The sequence below is a fragment of the Staphylococcus casei genome, from assembly GCF_030294405.1.
Taxonomy (GTDB): domain Bacteria; phylum Bacillota; class Bacilli; order Staphylococcales; family Staphylococcaceae; genus Staphylococcus; species Staphylococcus succinus.
In genome coordinates, this window is record NZ_CP125718.1 from 281,000 (window position 1) to 302,504 (window position 21,505).

A 21,505-nucleotide genomic window follows, 5' to 3' on the forward strand; every position below is an offset into this window, starting at 1 on the left:
CAAGCAAAAGAATACTAACTAACGCAATAGTATTAACAATGGTTTTTAAAGTGTTATTCGGATTAAAAATATTGTTAAGGAATGTTATACCTGAAATAAAAAGTAAAATTGTAATAATGCTTTCATAAATTTTTTTCAAACCCACACCCCCATTAAATAATGTTTTGTTGAAAAGGAGATTGTAAAAAATGAAAAAAGAAAAACACTCAAGTAATCACATCATTAATTACAGTATCATTCCTTGCTATAGGCACTTCTTATTCGTATATTGAGGCTACGCAAGTAAGTGATTCAGTGACTTATCAACAAACAAATAGCGATACCGACGCGAACAATCTACGCAAAGTGTATCTTATTCATCGCAAAGAAAAAGCGCTAGTATCATACGCACAGCATAATTTTTTGTTTGTTTATAGATGTTAATGAGTCATAATATGATTTTTAATTTCATTTTCTATATGGTTGTAGACATTTAAGAATGATTCGCCAGACTGGAGCGCTGCATTTTTTACATCTTCAAATTCGGGCTTTGCTTTAATGATTTGATCTTGAAATATGCCCAATTTCACTGAAATTTCACCATACTTAGTATGTATCTTTTGGAATTGACGCTGCAGAATTTTACGGTGAACTGCGAAACTTCTCAAGCCTAAAGAAGTGGTATGTCTCAGTATATAGTTTTCGAAGTATTGAGCATTTTCAACACTACATAAGATAGTAAGTTTTATAGCAGGTCTACTTTTTTTCATAGTAACGGGCGTGTAGTAAGCATCTAATGCGCCGTCATCTATGACTTGTTCAATAAAAAAACCTAGCATTTCTGGTGTCATGTCATCGATTTGGCACTCAAGTACTTGAACTTGTGTGGGTGTACTTTTAGTTTCAGTATATTGTATTACGCGTAAGACATTTGGAAAATCAAAGTCCTTTGTGCCACCTCCATAGCCAATATGTTCCATAGTGATAGCAGGTAAAGCGCAAACATCGGAAGCCAAAGCTTTAACAAACCCCGCCCCAGTTGGTGTTGTAAGTTCGCTGTTAACATCAAAGGAAGCAAGTGGAATACCTTTTAGTATTTCAGCAGTAGCTGGTGCAGGGACAGGGTATATACCATGGGCGATATTGATTTTTCCATTGCCAGTGGGAATAGGTGATGCATATATTTTATCGATTTCTAAAGATTCGAGTGCAAGGCATCCCCCGATAATATCGATAATCGAATCCATGGCACCAACTTCATGAAAATGCACATCCTCTACAGACATACCGTGAATCTTAGCCTCTGCTTGCGCGATGATTTCAAAAATACATAAACTTCTTTGTTTAACACGTTGGGGTAAGGCACTTTGCTTAATGATTTGAAAGATATCAGAGGCTTTACGATGGTGATGTCCTTCCTCAAAATCAATGGACAAAGTTGTTGCTTGTATACCTTGTTTATTTTGAATTGAAAAATTAAGTTTAAAATCACTCAAAGGTAATTGTTGCAATTGTTGTTCAATATAATTCGTATCTGCACCTAAATCAACTAAAGCTGATAATAGCATGTCACCGGCGATACCCGCGTGACAATCAAGATAAATAGTTTTTGTCATTGCAATTCACTCCGCTTCTAATGACTTTCAATCATTTTTATAATCATGGCAGCGTTATATCCGCCTCCAAAGCCGTTGTCGATATTCAACACACTTGTACCGGGTGCACAAGTATTAATCATAGCTAAAAGGGTGGTCACCCCTTCTAGATTTGCACCATATCCGATACTTGTTGGTACTGAGTACAAAGGATGATCAACTAAACCTGACACGACACTAGACAAAGCGCCTTCCATTCCAGCGATCACAACCGATACTTTCCCTTTACGAATTGCCTCGATATGTGCGAATAGACGATGAATTCCTGATACACCAACATCGTAAAAGCGTTGCACAGAGACGCCCATAACTTCAGCAGTAATCGCAGCTTCTTCGGCTATCGGCAAATCAGATGTACCGGCACAAATAATTGAAGCATAGTGTTCGGTTTTTCCGATAGAGTCTATAGGTGTGCATACAATATTGGCGATAGTATGATATTCGAGTTGTGGATAATGTGCGATAATAGCATTTGCTTTTGACTTATCAATACGTGTAATCAATATCATTTCATTGTGCTTCAATAAACTCTCAATGATTTTAATTAATTGAGCTTTAGTTTTACCTTCTCCAAAAATGACTTCTGGAAATCCTTGACGTTTCTTTCTATGCAAATCGATTTTAGCAAAACCCAGTTCGTCGTAGTGACTCAACTGCTGTTTTGCTTCGTCAATCGAAAGCGTATTATGTTTGACTGCTTTAAGCAAGGATTCAATTGGGTCATGTTTTTCAGTCATAACTGTGCCACCTTCACTATGTTATATTTCATTGTGCGTTTGAATAACTTCGTTCATACTACCTGTACGATAGCCTTCCATATCTATCGTCACATAATCAAAACCAAGCGCTTTTAAACGTTGTGTGATTTGTGTTCGAAGTTGGATAATTGTAGAAATATCATTTTCAGGCACTTCGATTCTGGCGATATTATGATGATAACGCACTCTTACATTACCTACGCCTAAATTTAAAATGAATTTCTCGGCTTCATTCACTTTATTTACTTTAGAAAAAGTTAAAGTTTCTCCATATGGGATACGGGAAGCTAAGCTGCATAAGGCCGGTTTATTCCATACTGGGAGGCCATTAGATTTGCTGATTGCTCTTACTTCTGATTTATATAAGTTGGATTCTTGTAATACACTTCTAACGTTGAATTCAGTTCTAGCTTTTAAACCAGGTCTGAAATCATCTAAGTCATCCATAATCATGCCGTCTAACACATAATTAAAGTGATTAGCTACTCGGATATTTTCAAGTTGTGTATACAATAAGCGTTTGCTGTAATACCAACTTTTCGGAGTGTTTTCAATAATATAAGGATTTTTTAACTCTTCTATTTCAGTTTCAGTAACATGCGCATTTAAAATTTCTGCTAAGCGATAGGCTTGTTCAAACTCTTCATTTCTAAAAAGTTCAGATTTTACTATAACTGCTTTAACATTGTCAGTGCCCAAAACATCAATGGCTTTTTTTAGTACAAGGCTACTATCGACCCCGCCAGAAAAAGCGACAATGACACGTCCCATGTCACTTAAGATAGTTTCCAATTGTTGTTCTTTATTCATTATTTTAGTTAACATAGTGTTTCCTCCTATAATTATGATTCTACATATGGAATTGTAAGTGGACCCAAAGGCATCACGCCAATAGACATATCTTGCCCATATTTATGTTCAAGATCTTTGAGTGTATCAGCGATATGATGAATGGGGTGTATCATGGCATCTCGTGTTTGTTGGTCGCTAAGTGTTGAATATAAATAAACGTCTGCAAAATTTTGAATAGAGGCTTGTTTTTGAACTTGCCATTGATCAAGCATCCCAAATTTGGGGTCATTAATCATATCGAGTAATTTCTGTGGAGAATCTGCCATTTTCAAGATTTCAGCAAAATTACCATGGTCAGGATATCCATCAATACACTCTGAAAACATAATAATGCTACCGCCTTTTTTAACAACTTTATGTGCCGCACTCATACCTTTAACGGTTTGATATAAATTTTGGTCTAATGGATAACCCGAGTTAGAAGCTATAACAACATCAAAGCGTTTTTCACACTTGAACATCGCATGTGCTTTCGCATATTCACAGCCTCTATCATGTGCTTGATATAACTCTCCAGAAAATACTGCAGTAATATCCTTTTCCTTATTTAATGTAACGTTAAGCATAAAGTCCGGTTTACACATAGCATTGATTTCCCGGGTCATATTTTGTACGGGATTGTCATACATATTGCCCCAAGTAGAACGTATATCACCAATCATCTTAGCATTATGAAAAGTCATAATTGTTTCGATACCAGCAATTCCTGGCATGATACCTTTAGGACCACCTGAAAATCCAGCAAAGAAATGAGGCTCAATAAAACCAGTGACAATCTTAAAATCAGATGCTACATATTCTTTATTTAAATAAACATCACAACCATATCGACTATGACCAACTTTTTTCAGAGCAGCTTTATCATTACAGTGGTTATGGATGATCTTAACTTTATTAACGATATCTTCGCCAAGCATTTGAATGAGTTCATCTCGTGTTTGGTCGCGATGTGTACCAGTTCCATTAATGATGACAAAATTTTCTATAGGTACATGGCTCAGCGTTTCTATGAGTAGAGGTACTAAAATGTGATTAGGTGTAGGACGAGTAATATCACTTATCACAATTGATACAGTTTGATTAGATTGGACCATTTCTTGTAAAGGTTTAGTGCCAATAGGGTGTTGTAAAGATGATTTAATTGCACCAATATCATCGTCAAGCGCTGCTATATTTTGGGGTTCAATTAGTATACTGTGTTCAGGTAAATCTAATTCAATTTCAGATTGACCATATAATATATTTGTTTTCAAAATGGGCCTCCTTAACTTTTGAAATTAATTTCGGTACTGATATCGAGATGCAGTTACCTGTTTTAATTTATAAAATTTGGGTTTAGGTTTTTTTAAATGTTCTTCTGTACTATTAATCCCCCGGTATTTTTTCTATTGTATTTTTGATTCTCATAACAAACATCCCCTTAAATATGTGATTAGTTATGGAAAAATGTTCTTACAATATTCTTAGTTGCTTTTTTTATTAATTTCTCCGAATTTGCTATTGTCTCTGTAAGTGACCTTGGACCATCCGATAAACTAAAAGCACTAACTACACCAAAATCATTATATTGTTCAATGTCTATATCAACAGTACCTCCAATAAAAATAACTGGAACATTATAGCGTTTGGCACATTTTGCAATACCTATAGGTGTTTTTCCAAAAAATGTTTGGAAATCTATTTTGCCTTCACCGGTAATGAGTAAATCTGCATTCGGTAAATACCTTTCTAAATGAGTGTGGGCAATAACGACTTGGATGCCATCTTCAAAATGACTTGGAAAAAATGCTTTGAAGGCACCACCAAGACCGCCAGCAGCACCAGCGCCTGGTAAAGTATGTAGACGAATACCTGTGTAACTTTCTACGATGTTTGCCCAGTGTGCCATGTGTCTATCTAGTTGTTGCCTTTCAATTTCAGAAGCACCTTTTTGTTTGCCAAAGACATGAGAAGCACCATCCGGACCAATGAAAGGATTTTGTACATCTGTAGCGATGGTAAATTCACTGTGAGCAATACGAGCATCGAAAGCAGATAAATCAATTTGCTTAATATGTTGTAAATTACCACCACCAAAATTAATCTGATTACCCAAAGCATCTATTAACTGTGCACCTAATGCTTGTAACATACCAGCGCCACCATCATTCGTTGCAGACCCACCGATAGCTAAAATAAATTTACGATATCCATTGTCTAAAGCGTGTTTAATGATTTCACCAGTACCAAAAGTTGTAGTCAGCATAGCATTTAAGCGATGTTCTGGAACATGCTTTAAGCCAGATGCTTCTGCCATTTCAATGACACATGTTTCGTTATCGCTTAATATTCCGTACTGTGCATGCACTTTATTACCAAGCGGACCGATGACATTAACGGAGACAAATTGGCCAGTGGTAGCATTCACTAAAGCTTCCATAGTTCCTTCGCCACCATCTCCGACAGGTAAGGCGTGGATTTCTGCTAATGGATAGACTTCTCTGATACTCTCAGTCATAAATTGTGTCACTTCTGTAGCTGACATACTTCCTTTGAATGAATCTGGAGCTAGAATAATTTTCAATTTAAACACCTCTTTGTAAGCGATTTCTTTTTGCGCTGTTATTTCATTGTATCGATTTAATTTTAGCCAGAATAGGGTTAAAATGTACAAATATAGTGCGTTGAATTTGTATAAAAAGGATAGGGGGTAATCGTATGGATGTCTTAACAGCAGATATAGCAGCATTAATCGTAGATGAAACTGTAAAAAGAACACAACACAATATCAATATAATGAATTTTAATGGAGAAATTCTTGCTTCTTATGATAAATCAAGAATTGGCACACGTCATGAAGGGGCATGTATGGTCATCGAAGAAGGTCGAACAATGGTATTTTCAGATACTGAGAGTGAAGATATGCAAGGTACGCAAGCAGGTGTGAATTTACCGATTATTTTTCAAGATAATATCGTTGGTGTTATAGGGATTACAGGGGATCCTAAAGCATTGGAGCAAATAGCAGATCTCGTGAAAATGTCTACAGAACTATTATTGTATCAAAATTATTTTACATATGAATTGGAAGGGAATATACGCAGTCAAGAATTATTAGTTGAAGAATTATTGAAAAGTGAACCCTCAAAATCTTTCATTCAGTATTTAACTCAGCAATTAAATACACAGCTATATACGTTTAGAAAATGCATTATTGTTAATATCGAGAAGCAAATATTTTCTAAAAATAGTATTGTTCGTACGTTATCAAGTCAACTAGAGGCGCAATCTTTTATTATTGCATTTACAAATTCCAATAGAATTGTCATTTTAATTACAGGCGAGGTACAACATGAACTCGACTTTAAAGTTAAAAGTATATATCAAATCTTTAAGAGGTTAAAGTTAGATATTCAAATGGCATCAAGTCTAGTATTTAAGCACTTAAAGGATTTTAAAAATGCATATGAAGAATGTGAACTTGTCTTTATGTTAAACGAGCACAATCAACCATTAATGTCATTTGAAGATGTAGAAGAAAAAACACTACTTTACCAAATTGATAAAGAAATTAGAGACCGCTATAAGAAGCGAATACTTGGCTCACTAGATTTACAAAGTATTGAAACACTAAAACACTTTTTTAAAAATGATTTAAACATTGCCAAAACCGCTAAGTATTTATATATTCATCGTAATACATTACTCTATCGCTTAGAAAAATGTGAAGCAATAACGGGATTAAATCCTAAAAAATATGCAGATGCTATAAAATTACAAATAGCGTTGTGGTGCTAAAATTAAAATATGATTTTAAATTTGAAAATGTGTTGTAACGTGAATGGTGGTAAAGCATTACTCTATAAAATTTAGTTAACCAAAAGCCCCCACTATTTAAATAGTGAGGGCTTTTTAAAGTATGTTACGTATTGTGTATGCTTACGCTTAACTAGAGATTAGATTACAATGTTACTCTAGGTTTTCGGTAAAGACTTCTGCATTATTTTTATTTTTTGACGACATTTTTGTGCTTATTAAAATATAAAGCGTATTGAATGCTACAAATGCGATACCAATGATAACGGAGACGCGCGTTTCACTATTGAAAATCATGCCTATAACCACTGCAATGAGCATAATAAAGGTAATGATATTTGAATAAGGTGCAAAGGGCATTTTAAATGGATGATTCTTAATTTTTTCTTTCTTTCTGAAATATAAATGACTAATTAATATAGCAAACCAAGGCACCATGCCAGGGAACACGCCAGCACTAAAGACATAGACAAATATATTAGTACCTTTACCTAAAATGAGTGGTAAAAGAATGTTGAGTAATACGCCGCCTAAAATACCGACACAAACTGCGATGACTGAATAATAAGGAACGCCGTTAGCATTTGTTTTTTGAAATATTTTAGGTGCGTGATTTTGTTTAGATAAAGTGTATAACATTCTACTCGTACTAAATATACCTGAGTTACAACCAGACATAGCTGCAGTGATGACCACAAAGTTTATAATCGTAGCAGCTGATGTAATACCAACTTTTGTAAAAGTAGCTACAAAAGGTGAACCCAGTTCACTAATCGCATTCCATGGATAAACAGTTACGATTATAAATATAGACCCAATATAAAATATAAGGATTCTCCATATTACACCATTGATAGATTTGACGACTGTTTTTTGTGGATTTTTAGCCTCACCGGCAGTCGTTCCTATTAACTCAATACCGATATAAGATCCAAATATAATAGACAGTGAAAAGAAAAAGCCAGTAAACCCGTTTGTAAAGAATCCGCCATGACTCCATAAATTGGATAAACCTATTGGATGAAAACCATTGCCAATTCCAAAGAATACAATGCCTAATCCAGCAATAATCATTAAAATAATAGTTATCACTTTGATTAATGCAAACCAAAATTCAAATTCACCAAACCATTTTACTGAAACTAAATTGGCAGTTAATAGTAAAAGGACGACGATTAGTCCTGGGACCCAACCAGGTAAATCTGGCCACCAAAACTTCATGTAAGAGCCAACAGCTATAACCTCGCTCATGCCTACGACAATCCAATTAAATATACTACTACTTGCTGTTATGTAACCAACAGAAGGGTGAATATAATCGCTGGCAAACTTAGCAAATGAACCAGTGTCGGGATATGTATATACCATTTCGCCTAATGCTCTCATAATTAGAAAAACAAATACACCAGCAATCAAATAGGAAAGTATGACTGAAGGACCTGTCCATTTAATCGTACTAGATGCCCCCATAAATAATCCAACGCCAATAGTTCCTCCAAGTGCAATCATCTGTATTTGTCTAGAAGTTAATTCTCTTTTTAATTCGGTCTTCATAAAGATTCTCCTACTTTTAAATAATAAAATCACTAACTTTACATTATTTACTTAAAGTTATTGTTCCTATTATATCATTTGTATAATAAATATATATATATAAACATTTTGTTAACGCTTTATTTGTAAACTGAATGAATGGAGCCTCATTTGAAGCGCCTTTATATTTAAATTCAAATTGGTTTTGCCTTTTCAATAGACTTAAAATAACCTCTAAAAAGTAAAAACTTTGAAGAGTTGATCACGATACTTCTAATTCTAATAAGTATGCATAAAAATTAAATAAAAAATTTAAAAAATATCTTTACAAAATTCGCGAACGACAATATAATGAAAATAAGTTATTACTAAATAATTCTATAATTTTTACAAAAAATATTTAATCTGTAAAATATCAAGGTGATTAACTTGATAAAGTAGGGTGCCCATAGTGAATTATTGAGTAATAACGTACATCAATGTCATAGTGTTGATGTAGTTATATCATAAGGAGTGTGAGTCACATGAATTGATAAGAATTTTATATTATGAAATGTATCCATTACTTAAGACACAAGTTAAAAAAATATATTACACTACATTTAGCATAGAAAACATTGAATTATAGTATTAGTATGTCATAAATAGTATAATTCAAACATATTTCCTCTTAATACCACGAAAAGCAATGATTATATATTAAAAACTTATCCCCTTCAAACTGTTGATTGATAGTTGAACCGTCGAATTGAATGAATTAAATTACCATTATTGTCCCACATATCAAATCATATTATTTTAAGTTATCTATTTATCCCACTTTACAATTTCTTTTTAAATATATCGACCAGTTTATAACCAGAATGACAAATTAAAATAGGACAATACTTATATTTGAAAACAAATAACATGATATTAAGATGACATAGTGGAATATTATAAGAACTGCGTATGGTTGAGCCCCCCAATATTTGTGAAATCATAATCGTAGTTAAGGTGATATGAATCATTCGATGCCGACAATAAGCTGGTAGAATGAGAAGTCCCGAGTAACGATACAAGTTGCTCGGGATTTTTTTAATGAAGGATTACGAGTAACAAAAGAAATATATTTTGTTAAATTTCAATATATAAGTTGCCATTTCTATAATATTATGACATACTCTATAACAATTAGTATAACATATTGGAAATTAGAGGTGTTTAATATGACAAAATACATTTATGCATTTGATGAAGGTCAGAAATCAATGAAAGATTTACTGGGAGGTAAAGGGGCAAATTTAGCCGAAATGAAACGATTGGGTTTACCAGTTCCTGATGGATTCACTCTTACAACAGAAGCTTGTATAGCATATTTGAAACATGATTTAAAGCTTCCAGAAGCATTAATAGATCAATTGAAGACACAACTAGAAGCATTTTCACAGCGTACAGGAAAGACATTTTCTGCAAACGAAGAATTATTACTCGTATCTGTACGTAGCGGTGCAAAGATATCTATGCCTGGTATGATGGACACAATTTTAAATTTAGGATTAAATGATGAGAACGTAGAAAAATTAGCTAAGAAAACGAATGATTTTCGTTTTGCGTATGACTGTTACCGCAGATTGTTACAAATGTTTGGACAAGTTGTATATAACATTCCTATGGCATCTTTTGATACATACTTTGAGGAATATAAACAAAAGCACAGTTATCAAAATGATGCAGATATTCCCGCTGAAGGATTACAAGAAATTTGTAATCATTTCAAAGAAGTATATTTAAATGAAGTTTATAAACCATTTCCTCAAAAACCATTAGAACAATTAACAGAAGCAATCGAAGCTGTATTTAAATCGTGGGATAATGATCGGGCACGTGTCTATCGTCAATTAAACGAAATACCGCACGATATTGGTACTGCAGTTAATATTCAAGAAATGGTGTTTGGCAATAGTGGAGAGCGAAGTGGTACAGGCGTTGCATTTACTCGAAATCCAGTAACAGGTGATGCAAAATTATTCGGAGAATATTTGTTAAACGCACAAGGAGAAGATGTAGTAGCTGGCATTCGTACGCCTAAAGATATTGAGACATTAAAAAATCAAATGCCACATGTACATCAACAATTTTTAGAAGTTTCTCAAAGACTAGAGACGCACTATAAAGATATGCAAGATATTGAGTTTACAATCGAAAATGAACAACTCTATATTTTGCAGACGCGTAGTGGGAAGCGTACGGCTCATGCAGCAATACAAATTGCAGTCGATCTAGTTGAAGAAGGAATATTGACTCAATCAGAGGCAGTTATGAATGTTGAAGTTAAGTCTATAGATCAATTGTTACATCCAAACTTCGATGCAGAGGCTTTACAACAGGCATCTCTGATATCTAAAGTTGGATTGCCTGCTAGCCCTGGGGCAGCGAGTGGTAAAATTGTATTTTCAGCTGAAGAGGCGAAAATACAACACGAACAAGGTGAACGAGTGATATTAATGCGTCCTGAAACATCACCAGAAGATATTGAAGGGATGATTGCTAGTGAAGCAATTGTAACGACACATGGAGGTATGACCTCTCATGCTGCAGTAGTCGCAAGAGGTATGGGGAAATGTTGTGTGACAGGATGTTCTGATTTAGAAATAAATGTCGTGGATAAAGTTGTTAAATATGGTACAGGTACCTTAAAAGAAGGGGATATGATTTCTGTCGATGGTGCTAAAGGTGATATTTACTTTGGAGAAGTGGCAACGATGAAGGCAGAACGTAGTCATGCATTTGAACAATTCATGAAATGGTCCAAAGATATAGCACGGTTAGATGTACGTATGAACGCTGAAACGCCTCAAGATATCCAAGCTGGGTATCAGTTTGGCGCTACAGGTATTGGGTTGGTTCGTACAGAGCATATGTTCTTTGGGCCGGAACGATTAGTTGAAATGCGACGTTTTATTTTGTCAGATACACGAGAAAAACGTATTGAAGCATTAAACCAAATTAGACAATACCAAACTGAAGATTTCGAAGAGATATTAAGGTTATCTGGATCACGCCCTACAATTATTAGGTTATTGGATCCACCATTACATGAGTTTTTACCGAAGTCAGAGGAAGAAAAGGCAGTAGTTGCAAAGCAATTAAACGTTTCAGGTCGAACTTTGACACAATATATAGAAAGTTTAGAAGAGGTTAATCCGATGTTAGGACATCGAGGTTGTCGTTTAGCAATTACGTATCCTGAACTTTATATTATGCAGACGGAAGCAATAATTAAGAGTGCATTATACCTAAAGTCTCAAGGCATTCATTGTCAGCCAGAAATTATGATTCCACTTGTTTCAACAGTAGCAGAATTTACGACATTAAAAAATCAAATTAATGAACGTATTGAAGCGCTATTTGAAGCGCACGGTGAGTCACTCCATTATCTCATTGGTACGATGATAGAAACACCACGTGCATGTCTTATTGCAGGTGATTTAGCACGAGAATGTGATTTCTTTAGCTTTGGGACAAACGATTTAACACAATTGACGTTTGGTTTCTCACGTGACGATGCTGGTAAATTTATTGGAGCATATGCTGAACAAGGTATTTTGGATGCAGATCCTTTCCAGACTTTAGACCAACACGGGGTAGGTCAACTGGTGAAAATTGCGACAGAACAAGCAAAAGCGATTAACCCTACAATTAAAATAGGCGTTTGTGGAGAATTAGGTGGAGATCATAAATCAATACAATATTTTAATACATTAGACATTGATTATGTATCATGCTCACCATTCAGAGTATCTGGAGCCTTGCTTTCTACCGCACAAAGTGAAGTTAAAGGCGGTCGATTACGTGTATAGTAAAATCTCCAATCCACAATTAAGGTTATTTGTTGTATCAGATTCAATCGGTGAAACAGCACAACGTATGATACATGCTACATTGACACAATTTCCTGATTTAGCACAAATTGAAATAAAAAAGTATCCATTTATTAAAAATGAAGAAGAACTATTACAGGTATTAAATCAGGCACAAACACAGTCAGCAGTAGTGGTTACGACGTTAGTAAATCCTGCTTTCAATAAAGTTGGACAAGCTTATGCGCATGAACACAATATTCCATATGTTGACTACATGTCCAATTTAATAGGCATTATTCAGCAACAGACCCATTGTTCACCTATCATGGAAAGTGGTGCATTACGTAAGCTAGATGAAAGTTATTTTAAACGTATAGAAGCAATAGAATACTCTGTAAAATATGATGATGGCAAACATTTTACAGATATAGGGGAAGCGGATGCTTTAATCGTAGGTGTATCAAGAACTTCTAAGACACCATTGAGTATGTACTTAGCTAATAAAGGGTATAAAGTAGCTAATATTCCATTAGTTCCAGAAATTGATATACCGGACGAAGTATTTAAATATAAGAATTTAAAGGTATTTGGTTTAACTGCTAGTCCACAGTATATTTTAAATATACGTAATGAGCGAGTTAAAGTATTGGGGCTTCATGGTCCAACAAATTATAATAGCATAGAAAGAATTAAAGCAGAGTTAATATATGCAGAAGAAGTTTTTGAAAAATTAAATGCGACTATTATTAATACTGAATATAAATCTATTGAAGAATCGGCATTTTATATTGAAAAATTTTTATGAGCGTATCATTATTTAAGCTTTGAACGCTTTGATTGCTTTATATCATACGATTTTAAAATATGGTATTTAAGCGGTTTGGTTGTGTTTATTAATTACAAATGACTGCCCTGTCATGATTTGGGTATTGTTATATAAGTGTGTTTTTAAACACTATATAAGGAGTGAATATTATGCTCAAAAGTGTGACGCCATACTTATTTTTTAATGGTACATGTAAAGTAGCGCTCGATTTTTATAGTGAGGCATTAGGGGGGAGTATCAAAGAAATAATGACTTACGGAGAGGCTAATCAACAAGTCACAGATGATTTCGATCGAATTATTCATGGACAACTTGAAATCGATGGTCAAATGTTTATGTTATCAGATATTCCTCAAGATGATACGACGATGCTAGAAGATAGAAATGTTTATATTGTTTTAGAATTTGATAGTGAATCAGCGGTGACAGAAGCGTACGAAAGGCTCAAGCATGGTGGAGAAGTACAAATGGAATTAGCTGATATGTTTTGGGGAGCAAAGTATGCCAAACTTGTAGATAAATATGATATTGGTTGGGATTTAAGTTACACATATCCCAAGTCATAATAATTACTGTGTGATTTTAGAACGGTGACAAATAGTATTACATTAATAAAACTAAAGACACTTTCATTGAATTCAGTATGTGGATATCAATGAAAGTGTCTTTTTAGGTATCAAAACAATATATAAGAAGAAATAAAACATTTAAAAGATGTTATGGTCTCTATTTTCATTTAAATAGGTTTGGGCAATTTTAGGTGTGTAGCTGTCTTTGCGCCAAGCAATTTTAGTTTTTGTAATCCATGGATTAGATTTAATACGCTTGATTGTGTAGTTATTTAAAATATCTGACGTTATCGTAGCGGAGGGCAGTATGGTTACGCCAACGCCTTTGGATAAAAGTTGTATTAGCATAGAAGAATCATGACATTCACACAGAATATTAGCTTTTAACTTACGCTGAGTAAAACTATTTAAAATTTGTTTGTGCAAACCAGAATCAGTATTTGCTACTAATAGCACTAAAGGTAAATTAGCTAATTCTTCAACAGAAATTTCTTCTTTAGATATACAGACATTAATGTTTTGAGGGACTACGCAAACGCAATAATCATTCATAACTGTTTCAGTAATTATACCATCTGCTTGAACATCTTCGGTGATATAAGCTACATCTATTTTTCTTTCTTTTAATAATTGAAGTAAGCGGACACTATCTGATTCCCATATGTTAAATCTTACATGTGGTTTATTTTGCTTAAATGCTTCAATTTGATTAAACATGATTTGAGAGCTATAGATTGTAGTACCTATGGCGAGAGTTTGGTTAATTTGTTCATGGTATTCTCGAGATTCTACAAGTGAATCTTCCAATATATTTAATAGATTTTTAGACTTATTTAAGAAAAATTGACCCTGTAATGTCAATGTTACTTTTTTCTTTTTATTTCTTTCAAATAAATCAAAGCCTAGTTCACTTTCTAAATCTTTAAGCTGTCTACTCAATGGTGGTTGAGCAATATGCAAATTTTCTGCTGCTTTCGTGATACTACCGGCTTCAGCAATTGCTAAAAAATACCGTAAATGTCGTAATTCCATTTACAAATAACCTCCTTAATACTTTAAAGGTATATAAAGCATATTTAATATATATTTATTGTATTACATCTATTGGTTTTATACTAATTGTTGAGAGGAGCGTTAAAGTAATGAAATTAATTATTGGTATTTCAGGGGCCACAGGAGCAATTTTTGGCATTCGTTTATTAGAAATCTTGCGAGATACTGAAGATGTTGAAACACATTTAGTAATGTCCAACTGGGCAAAGACTACAATCATTGAAGAAACAAATTATAGTGTAGCAGAAGTCCAATCATTGGCTGATTATCAATACTCACCAAAAGATTTAGGGGCTGCTATTTCTAGTGGATCTTTCCACATTGATGGCATGATTGTAGCACCGTGTAGTATGAAATCTCTTGCATCCATAAGTGTAGGCTTAGCAGATAATTTAATTACGCGTGCTGCAGACGTGATGCTCAAGGAAAGCAAAAAAATAGTCTTAATGACGCGAGAAACGCCATTAAACCAAATACATTTAGAAAACATGTTGAAATTATCACAAATGGGAGTAACTATTTTCCCACCAATGCCAGCTTTTTATAATCATCCTAAAGATTTAGCAGATATGATTGATCACATTATATATCGGTTGATTGCACAATTTGGTATTAATCAATTACCTCAAGAAAAAGTTTGGACGGGATTTTCGAATAAAGCACAACATATTTAAATATATTCAGAAAGGAAGATACAATAATGGCTTATAAAGATTTAAGAGGATTTTTAGATTTGTTAGAATCGGAACAGCAATTAATTAGAGTAAAAGATGAAGTCATGCCAGAACCTGATTTGAGTGCGATTGGACGAAGTGCACCAGATATGGAAAGTGCACCTGCAGTACTAGTAGAAAATGTAAGAGGCTATCATACGCCTGTAGTTTTAAATGTACATGGGAGTTGGCAAAATCATGCATTAATGCTTGATTTACCTAAAAATACATCTACCAAAGATCAATTCTTTGCTCTAAAAGAAAAGTGGGATAGATATCCGATTAAGCCTAAATGGGTGGATGCGAAAGATGCACCAGTAAAGGAAAATATTATAACTGAAGCAGATGGAATCAATTTATTTGATGTATTACCACTATTTAGAATAAATGAATTTGATGCAGGATTTTATTTATCTAAAGCCTTAATTGTTAGTAAAGATCCTGATAAACCTGATAATTATGAAGAACAAAATGCTGGAACATATCGTGTTCAGGTTAAAGGCAAGGATAAAGTGGGGATTCAACCGCTACCATTCCATGACATTGCTGTACATTTACAACATGCAGAGGAAAAAAATGAGCGTTTACCTATAGCGATTTGTCTTGGTAATGATCCGGTATTGAGCTTTATGGCAAGTACACCTATTGAATATGTTCAATCAGAATATGACTTTGCTGGGGCACTAAAAGGCGAACCTATAGAACTAACGAAAAGTGAGTATGGCAATTTAGATATTCCTGCACGTAGTGAAATTGTGTTAGAAGGTTATATAGAGCCACGTGAACGTGAAATAGAAGGACCATTTGGTGAATTTCCTGGTAGTTATTCAGGTGCAAGAAAGCAACCTATTGTAAAAATCACGAAGATTACGCATAGAGATAATCCAATATTTGAAAACTTGTATCTCGGTATGCCATGGACTGAAATTGATTATCTTATTGCTTTGAACACAAGTTTACCGCTATATAAACAATTAAAAAGAGATTTTCCAGAGGTAGAAGCAGTAAATGCTATGTATACACATGGTATTGGAGCAATCGTTTCTACTAAATCTAGATTAGGCGGTTATGGTAAAGCCGTGGCCATGCGTTTACTATCCACACCACATGGAATGCCATATACCAAAATAGCTATTATAGTAGATGAGTTTGTAGATCCATTTAATCTTGAGCAAGTGATGTGGGCGCTAACAACACGAGTTCGACCAGATAAAGATGTTTTTAAAGTGCCTTATGCGCCAGGCATGCCACTAGATCCGTCTTCTGAACCAGCTGGACTGCACACGAAATTAGTTATAGATGCTACAACGCCTGTAGGTGCAGATATTGGGCGAGATACTGAACTACTTGGTACGCCTAAAGATGCGAATGAATGGAAAGAAAGACTTAGTCATTTAAATAGAGGAAAGGAAGATTAATATGATATGTCCAAGATGTGATTCAGAAAAAGTAGAATTGTTAACGACAGCACCTAAAGATAATGCATGGGAAGTCTATATATGTGAGACTTGCACATTTTCTTGGAGAAATACAGAAGGTGAACACATTACTAATCCTGAACAATATAGCTCTAAATTCAAATTAAAACCAGAAGAATTTGAGCATTTAGACCAAATTCCACCCATTCCTGACTTGATTAATAAATAAGCGAGGTATAGATTATGAAATTACCTAAAGCAATTATTGAATTATTAAACGGGCAGGACTTAGAGGACAAAACACATTTAGTTATGATGTTACAGTCTATTACAGCTAAAGGCTACCCACATACAGCTATGGTGAGTGTAGGCGAAGTTGTTGCTATAGATTCTGATAATATAAGAATAGCTTTATGGCCCGATACTCAAACAGCACAACGTTTAGTTGAAACAGGAAAAGGCAGTCTTGTTATTGTTTACGCTAAAAAAATATATTATCTTGAATTGGATTTAAGCATATTACCTAGCTTGAACAATGAAATTTATGGCCGATTACGATTTGAAGCATCGGTCAAAACAGTAAAAGAAGATAATGCAAAATATGCAGAGATTATTTCAGGTATATCAATACAATTATATGATGCTGAAAATGTCGTTGAACGCTGGAAAGTAACAGTGAAAGAACTGCTTGAGGCTTAAAATAATTACAGAAACTGTAATGGATAATAGTCTATATAAAATAATTTGATGAGTCATAATTGAAATTTAAAATAGGCCAGTTCACTTGTTAAAAAGTGGATTGGCCTATTTTTGGATGGATTTGACTTGATGGAAAAGTATCAACAGTACATACGTGGCGATTTATTTTCATGAAATATCTACTGTTAACACTTGTAATATTTAAGCATTAGAACTATTGATAGTAAATTGTAGCAGTAAAGACGACTGTTTTCTCTGTTGGGTTAAAGTATGTGTGTGTGACATCACTTTTAAAACGAAACGCTTGATTACTATTTATTGTATATTTTTCAGAATTGATCCCAATTTCTAGCTGACCATCACTTACAATAATGTATTCTTCAGATTCTGCATGATGAGGCTCGGAAACCATTTTTCCGCCAGGTTCAATTTGCATTTTAAACATTTCAAATTTTTTTTGATCATCGTATGGAAAGTACGGATAAATAGCGACTTGGTCATCGATAATTGGGATAATGTCTGATTCATCGATAAAGTCTATACTTTCATCATTTACAGCGGTTAATTGTGACAATGATAAATGCAAGCCATTGGCAATTTTCCATAAAGTAGTAATGGTCGGATTAGAAGCGCCTTTTTCAATTTGACTTAACATATTCTTGCTGACGCCAGTCATTGTTGCTAATTTATCTAAACTGAGTTGATGCTTTTTACGATAATTTAAAATATTTTTAGCTACTATGTTTTGGATATTATACAAATAATCGCTCCCTATTTACATTATAACGTACATATTGTACCATATGATGTGTTGTTTTTAAAAAATAAGTTTTCAAGGCGGTCAAAAAAATGGACTCATATAAGAAAAATAAACCATTTAATTGGTTATTATTTATAGGCATATTATTAGTTGCAGCAAACCTTAGAGCACCTATTACATCTATTGGTGTTGCGTTACCTGATATAAAAACAGATTTAGCGATGTCTAATAGTGCAGTCAGTGTGATAACGGTTGTTCCATTATTAGCATTTGCAGTGATTTCTCTATTTGCGGCGAGAACGAGTAATAAATTTGGATTAGAGAAAACCATTTTTGTTGCATTGTGTCTTATACTTATCGGTATAGTTGTAAGATCAATCACTGGCATTTCATGGCTTTATATTGGAACCGTATTGATTGGTATTGGGATAGGTTTTGGCAACGTGCTTGCGCCAGCAGTAATCAAATCAAAATTCCCATTACATATTGGCGTAATGACAGGTTATTATACAGTCGTGATGAATGTATTTGGTGGCTTATCATCTTATGGTACAGCTCCTTTAGTTAAAGCATTTAATTATAATATTGCTATAAGTGCAATTGGTGTGATTACGCTACTAACGCTAGTCGTTTGGTCATTTCAAATAAAGGGCAAGCAAGAAACTGCTGCGGCACTATCGTATGAAAGTGTCAATGTATGGAAATCCCCATTATCGTGGCAAATTACGATACTCATGGGTGGTCAATCTCTTATATTTTATTCTTTGATTAATTGGATGCCAGCTTATTTAGCTCAAAATGGTCTCTCTATTAGCGAAGCCGGTGCGTATCTATCTATCATGCAAATAGCTATTATCCCTTTTACTTTTATTACACCAATATTTGCAACAAAAATGAAATCCCAATTTCTGTTGACGTTTATTACTGGGCTGCTCTTTATTGCAGGCGTTGCGATTATGCTATTTATGCCAACACTTGCAATTATTTCTACTATATTAATAGGTATTGCAGGAGGATTAGCATTTGGATTAGTGAATACGTTCTTTAGTTTAAGAACAGAGCACATACAAACATCAGCGAAACTATCAGGTATGGCCCAATCTGTGGGTTATCTTTTTGCAGCATTAGGGCCGCTATTATTTGGTATATTACATGACTTAACAGGACAATGGCTTGCGTCATTAAGTATATTATTGATTACGGCGGTTGGTATAACTTTATTTGGTTCGCAAGCAGGGCGTAATCGCACAATAGAACAAACATTGAAGAAATAATTTTATTATATTTATTAGTTAATCTAGCTAAAGCATAATAAATAGCAACTGTATGCACTTTAGAATATAATGGAAACCACTCATAGTAGGAAAATAGTGTGTAGAATAATTTTTAGAAAAAAGATAGCGCTTGTAGAAATCATTATAAAAAAGTAATCATAGAGATGAAAAGTGAAAGTATGAGGTGATTTGATGCAACTAATATTTGATGCAAGTGTAAGCCCGATATATCGAGGCATATTAGCTTTTTTCTTTATAATTAATATCGTATTAGCTTTATTAATTGTATTTTTAGACAGAGATAGAAGGGATGCCACTGCAACATGGGCTTGGTTATTCTTGCTATTTGTTATGCCAATCCTAGGTTTTATCGCCTATATATTCTTTGGACGAGGCGTTCGTAAAAAACGTGAAAAAGGATTTCAACATAATCAAATTGAAGACGGAATGAATAGGGTGAAAGCACAACTTCAAGATTCAACGAATCACATCTTTAATTCAGAAAATCCTATTGTTAGAAAGCATGCAGATATTGCTCAAACATTAATGTCTAAAGAATCATCATTTTTAAGTAATGATAATAAAGTAGACATCTATACAGATGGCCATGAGTTATATAATCAAATGAAAGCAGATTTGCGTCATGCGAAAAGCTACATTCATATGGAATATTATGTTTTAGAATTAGATGGCTTAGGCACTGAAATCATAAATATTTTAGAACAAAAGGCTAGTGAAGGATTAGAAGTTAAATTACTTTATGACGCAGTAGGATCTAAAACAGTACATAAATCAAAATTTAAAAAATTTCAATCTTTAGGTGGACAAGTTGAAGCTTTTTTCAAAGCTAAAATTCCGTTTGTGAATTTTAGAGTGAATAATCGTAATCATCGAAAAATAGTTGTCATCGATGGTATGACAGGATATGTAGGTGGTTTTAATATCGGTGATGAGTACCTAGGTTTAAATGAAAAGTTTGGCTATTGGAGAGATACGCATCTCAGAGTTAAAGGGGACGGCGTTGATGCATTACAATTAAGTTTTATTCACGACTGGAATTCACAAGCAAAACGTGAGCAATTGGACTATAATGCAAAATATTTCCCAAATAACGCGCAACAGGGCGGGGATGTATCTATGCAAATGGCGGTCAGTGCACCAAGTGACAATTGGCACCAAATAGAATTTGGATATATGAAAATGATTATGAATGCTAAAGAATCTATATACATGCACAGTCCATATTTTATACCTGATAAAGGTTATATCAATGCATTACGTATTGCAGCTAAATCTGGTGTCGATGTTCAATTAATTATTCCCTGTAAACCGGACCATGTTTTTGTTTATTGGGCTACCATCACTAGTGTGGCGCAACTGATAAAAGATGGAGTTAAAGTGTACACATATGAGAATGGGTTTATTCATTCGAAAATGATGATTATAGATGATGAAGTTTCAAGTGTAGGGTCATCAAACATGGATATCCGTAGTTTCGAATTGAATTTTGAAATTAATGCTTTTATGTATGATGAAAAAATTGCTAAAAAACTAAAAGCTGCTTTCTTTGAGGATTTAAAAGTATCCAAGGAGCTTACTATAGAACGTTATGAACAACGTTCTAATTGGATTAAGTTTAAGCAAGCTATAGCAAAGTTAGCATCACCTATTTTATAGAATAAAATTAAATGTTATTAATGAATGCGTATTTTAAAACAGTGGTTATCGAGAGGATAATCGCTGTTTTTTGATTAGAAATTAAAAATGTAGAGCGAT

At 34.0% G+C, this 21,505-nt stretch carries 18 protein-coding genes; 10 read left to right on the forward strand and 8 right to left on the reverse strand.

Annotated features, from left to right (window positions below):
* Positions 1 to 419: 419 nt before the first annotated feature.
* From larC to QMO72_RS01225, 5 genes are all read right to left on the reverse strand, one after another.
* Positions 420 to 1,595, reverse strand: coding sequence for a nickel pincer cofactor biosynthesis protein LarC (larC, locus tag QMO72_RS01205; RefSeq protein ID WP_103267762.1), 1,176 nt, complete (start codon positions 1,593 to 1,595; stop codon positions 420 to 422).
* Positions 1,596 to 1,612: 17 nt separating this feature from the next.
* Entirely contained in the window at positions 1,613 to 2,371 is a 759-nt protein-coding gene (gene larB / locus QMO72_RS01210) for a nickel pincer cofactor biosynthesis protein LarB (protein ID WP_103267761.1), read from the reverse strand.
* A gap of 21 nt (positions 2,372 to 2,392) precedes the next feature.
* A complete protein-coding gene (gene larE, locus QMO72_RS01215) occupies positions 2,393 to 3,217 on the reverse strand; it encodes an ATP-dependent sacrificial sulfur transferase LarE (RefSeq protein WP_103267760.1) in 825 nt (274 codons plus the stop codon).
* 17 nt (positions 3,218 to 3,234) lie between these two features.
* Positions 3,235 to 4,497 carry a nickel-dependent lactate racemase gene (larA, locus tag QMO72_RS01220; protein ID WP_103267759.1) on the reverse strand — a complete coding sequence of 421 codons (1,263 nt, stop codon included), beginning with the start codon at positions 4,495 to 4,497 and terminating at the stop codon, positions 3,235 to 3,237.
* Between the two features lie 179 nt (positions 4,498 to 4,676).
* Positions 4,677 to 5,807, reverse strand: coding sequence for a glycerate kinase (locus QMO72_RS01225; protein ID WP_103267758.1), 1,131 nt, complete (start codon positions 5,805 to 5,807; stop codon positions 4,677 to 4,679).
* A gap of 134 nt (positions 5,808 to 5,941) precedes the next feature.
* Here QMO72_RS01225 and QMO72_RS01230 point away from each other — a divergent pair, with 134 nt between their 5' ends.
* The gene (locus QMO72_RS01230) at positions 5,942 to 7,021 is read left to right on the forward strand and encodes a CdaR family transcriptional regulator (protein ID WP_103267757.1); all 1,080 of its coding nucleotides are present in this window, start codon (positions 5,942 to 5,944) and stop codon (positions 7,019 to 7,021) included.
* 171 nt (positions 7,022 to 7,192) lie between these two features.
* On the opposite strand, the gene QMO72_RS01235 is transcribed toward QMO72_RS01230, so the two are convergent.
* Positions 7,193 to 8,593, reverse strand: a complete 1,401-nt coding sequence (locus QMO72_RS01235; RefSeq protein ID WP_103267756.1) for an amino acid permease — start codon at positions 8,591 to 8,593, stop codon at positions 7,193 to 7,195.
* A gap of 1,187 nt (positions 8,594 to 9,780) precedes the next feature.
* On the opposite strand from QMO72_RS01235, the gene ppdK reads away from it, so the two are divergent.
* From ppdK to QMO72_RS01250, 3 genes are all read left to right on the forward strand, one after another.
* The gene (gene ppdK / locus QMO72_RS01240; protein ID WP_103267755.1) at positions 9,781 to 12,414 is read left to right on the forward strand and encodes a pyruvate, phosphate dikinase; all 2,634 of its coding nucleotides are present in this window, start codon (positions 9,781 to 9,783) and stop codon (positions 12,412 to 12,414) included.
* Positions 12,407 to 13,222 carry a pyruvate, water dikinase regulatory protein gene (locus QMO72_RS01245; protein WP_286093224.1) on the forward strand — a complete coding sequence of 272 codons (816 nt, stop codon included), beginning with the start codon at positions 12,407 to 12,409 and terminating at the stop codon, positions 13,220 to 13,222. The genes ppdK and QMO72_RS01245 overlap by 8 nt, the downstream gene beginning before the upstream one ends.
* 170 nt (positions 13,223 to 13,392) lie before the next feature.
* On the forward strand, positions 13,393 to 13,809 hold the full coding sequence (locus QMO72_RS01250) for a VOC family protein (RefSeq protein WP_103267753.1): 417 nt from the start codon (positions 13,393 to 13,395) through the stop codon (positions 13,807 to 13,809).
* Positions 13,810 to 13,950: 141 nt separating this feature from the next.
* On the opposite strand, the gene QMO72_RS01255 is transcribed toward QMO72_RS01250, so the two are convergent.
* Positions 13,951 to 14,844, reverse strand: a complete 894-nt coding sequence (locus QMO72_RS01255; protein ID WP_103267752.1) for a LysR family transcriptional regulator — start codon at positions 14,842 to 14,844, stop codon at positions 13,951 to 13,953.
* Positions 14,845 to 14,930: 86 nt separating this feature from the next.
* Here QMO72_RS01255 and QMO72_RS01260 point away from each other — a divergent pair, with 86 nt between their 5' ends.
* The 4 genes from QMO72_RS01260 to QMO72_RS01275 are packed head-to-tail and all read left to right on the forward strand — an operon-like array spanning position 14,931 to position 17,695.
* Complete coding sequence (locus tag QMO72_RS01260) at positions 14,931 to 15,539, forward strand: UbiX family flavin prenyltransferase (protein ID WP_491016611.1); 609 nt, start codon at positions 14,931 to 14,933, stop codon at positions 15,537 to 15,539.
* Positions 15,540 to 15,565: 26 nt separating this feature from the next.
* Positions 15,566 to 16,996 (forward strand): non-oxidative hydroxyarylic acid decarboxylases subunit C, encoded by a 1,431-nt coding sequence (locus QMO72_RS01265; RefSeq protein WP_103267750.1) that lies wholly within the window; start codon positions 15,566 to 15,568, stop codon positions 16,994 to 16,996.
* A gap of 1 nt (position 16,997) precedes the next feature.
* Complete coding sequence (locus tag QMO72_RS01270; RefSeq protein WP_103267749.1) at positions 16,998 to 17,225, forward strand: non-oxidative hydroxyarylic acid decarboxylases subunit D; 228 nt, start codon at positions 16,998 to 17,000, stop codon at positions 17,223 to 17,225.
* 14 nt (positions 17,226 to 17,239) lie between these two features.
* Entirely contained in the window at positions 17,240 to 17,695 is a 456-nt protein-coding gene (locus QMO72_RS01275; RefSeq protein ID WP_103267748.1) for a hypothetical protein, read from the forward strand.
* Between the two features lie 214 nt (positions 17,696 to 17,909).
* Here the strand turns inward: QMO72_RS01275 and QMO72_RS01280 are convergent, their stop codons facing one another.
* Positions 17,910 to 18,455: a helix-turn-helix domain-containing protein gene (locus tag QMO72_RS01280; protein WP_069823190.1), complete on the reverse strand. Its 546-nt coding sequence runs from the start codon at positions 18,453 to 18,455 to the stop codon at positions 17,910 to 17,912.
* Positions 18,456 to 18,544: 89 nt separating this feature from the next.
* Between QMO72_RS01280 and QMO72_RS01285 the strand changes: the two genes are divergently transcribed.
* Together QMO72_RS01285 and cls are read left to right on the forward strand one after the other, a co-directional pair.
* Positions 18,545 to 19,729 carry a CynX/NimT family MFS transporter gene (locus tag QMO72_RS01285; protein WP_103267747.1) on the forward strand — a complete coding sequence of 395 codons (1,185 nt, stop codon included), beginning with the start codon at positions 18,545 to 18,547 and terminating at the stop codon, positions 19,727 to 19,729.
* Between the two features lie 192 nt (positions 19,730 to 19,921).
* Positions 19,922 to 21,406, forward strand: coding sequence for a cardiolipin synthase (cls, locus tag QMO72_RS01290; RefSeq protein WP_103267746.1), 1,485 nt, complete (start codon positions 19,922 to 19,924; stop codon positions 21,404 to 21,406).
* The last annotated feature ends 99 nt before the right edge of the window (positions 21,407 to 21,505 follow it).

What these genes read in the sequence shown, in the direction of transcription:
- larE (WP_103267760.1), bottom strand. Translation starts at nt 3,217, where the DNA reads ATGTTAACTAAAATAATGAATAAAGAACAACAATTGGAAACTATCTTA.
- QMO72_RS01250 (WP_103267753.1), top strand. Translation starts at nt 13,393, where the DNA reads ATGCTCAAAAGTGTGACGCCATACTTATTTTTTAATGGTACATGTAAA.
- QMO72_RS01235 (WP_103267756.1), bottom strand. Translation starts at nt 8,593, where the DNA reads ATGAAGACCGAATTAAAAAGAGAATTAACTTCTAGACAAATACAGATG.
- cls (WP_103267746.1), top strand. Translation starts at nt 19,922, where the DNA reads ATGCAACTAATATTTGATGCAAGTGTAAGCCCGATATATCGAGGCATA.
- QMO72_RS01265 (WP_103267750.1), top strand. Translation starts at nt 15,566, where the DNA reads ATGGCTTATAAAGATTTAAGAGGATTTTTAGATTTGTTAGAATCGGAA.
- larB (WP_103267761.1), bottom strand. Translation starts at nt 2,371, where the DNA reads ATGACTGAAAAACATGACCCAATTGAATCCTTGCTTAAAGCAGTCAAA.
- QMO72_RS01230 (WP_103267757.1), top strand. Translation starts at nt 5,942, where the DNA reads ATGGATGTCTTAACAGCAGATATAGCAGCATTAATCGTAGATGAAACT.
- QMO72_RS01255 (WP_103267752.1), bottom strand. Translation starts at nt 14,844, where the DNA reads ATGGAATTACGACATTTACGGTATTTTTTAGCAATTGCTGAAGCCGGT.
- QMO72_RS01270 (WP_103267749.1), top strand. Translation starts at nt 16,998, where the DNA reads ATGATATGTCCAAGATGTGATTCAGAAAAAGTAGAATTGTTAACGACA.
- larC (WP_103267762.1), bottom strand. Translation starts at nt 1,595, where the DNA reads ATGACAAAAACTATTTATCTTGATTGTCACGCGGGTATCGCCGGTGAC.
- QMO72_RS01275 (WP_103267748.1), top strand. Translation starts at nt 17,240, where the DNA reads ATGAAATTACCTAAAGCAATTATTGAATTATTAAACGGGCAGGACTTA.
- ppdK (WP_103267755.1), top strand. Translation starts at nt 9,781, where the DNA reads ATGACAAAATACATTTATGCATTTGATGAAGGTCAGAAATCAATGAAA.
- QMO72_RS01285 (WP_103267747.1), top strand. Translation starts at nt 18,545, where the DNA reads ATGGACTCATATAAGAAAAATAAACCATTTAATTGGTTATTATTTATA.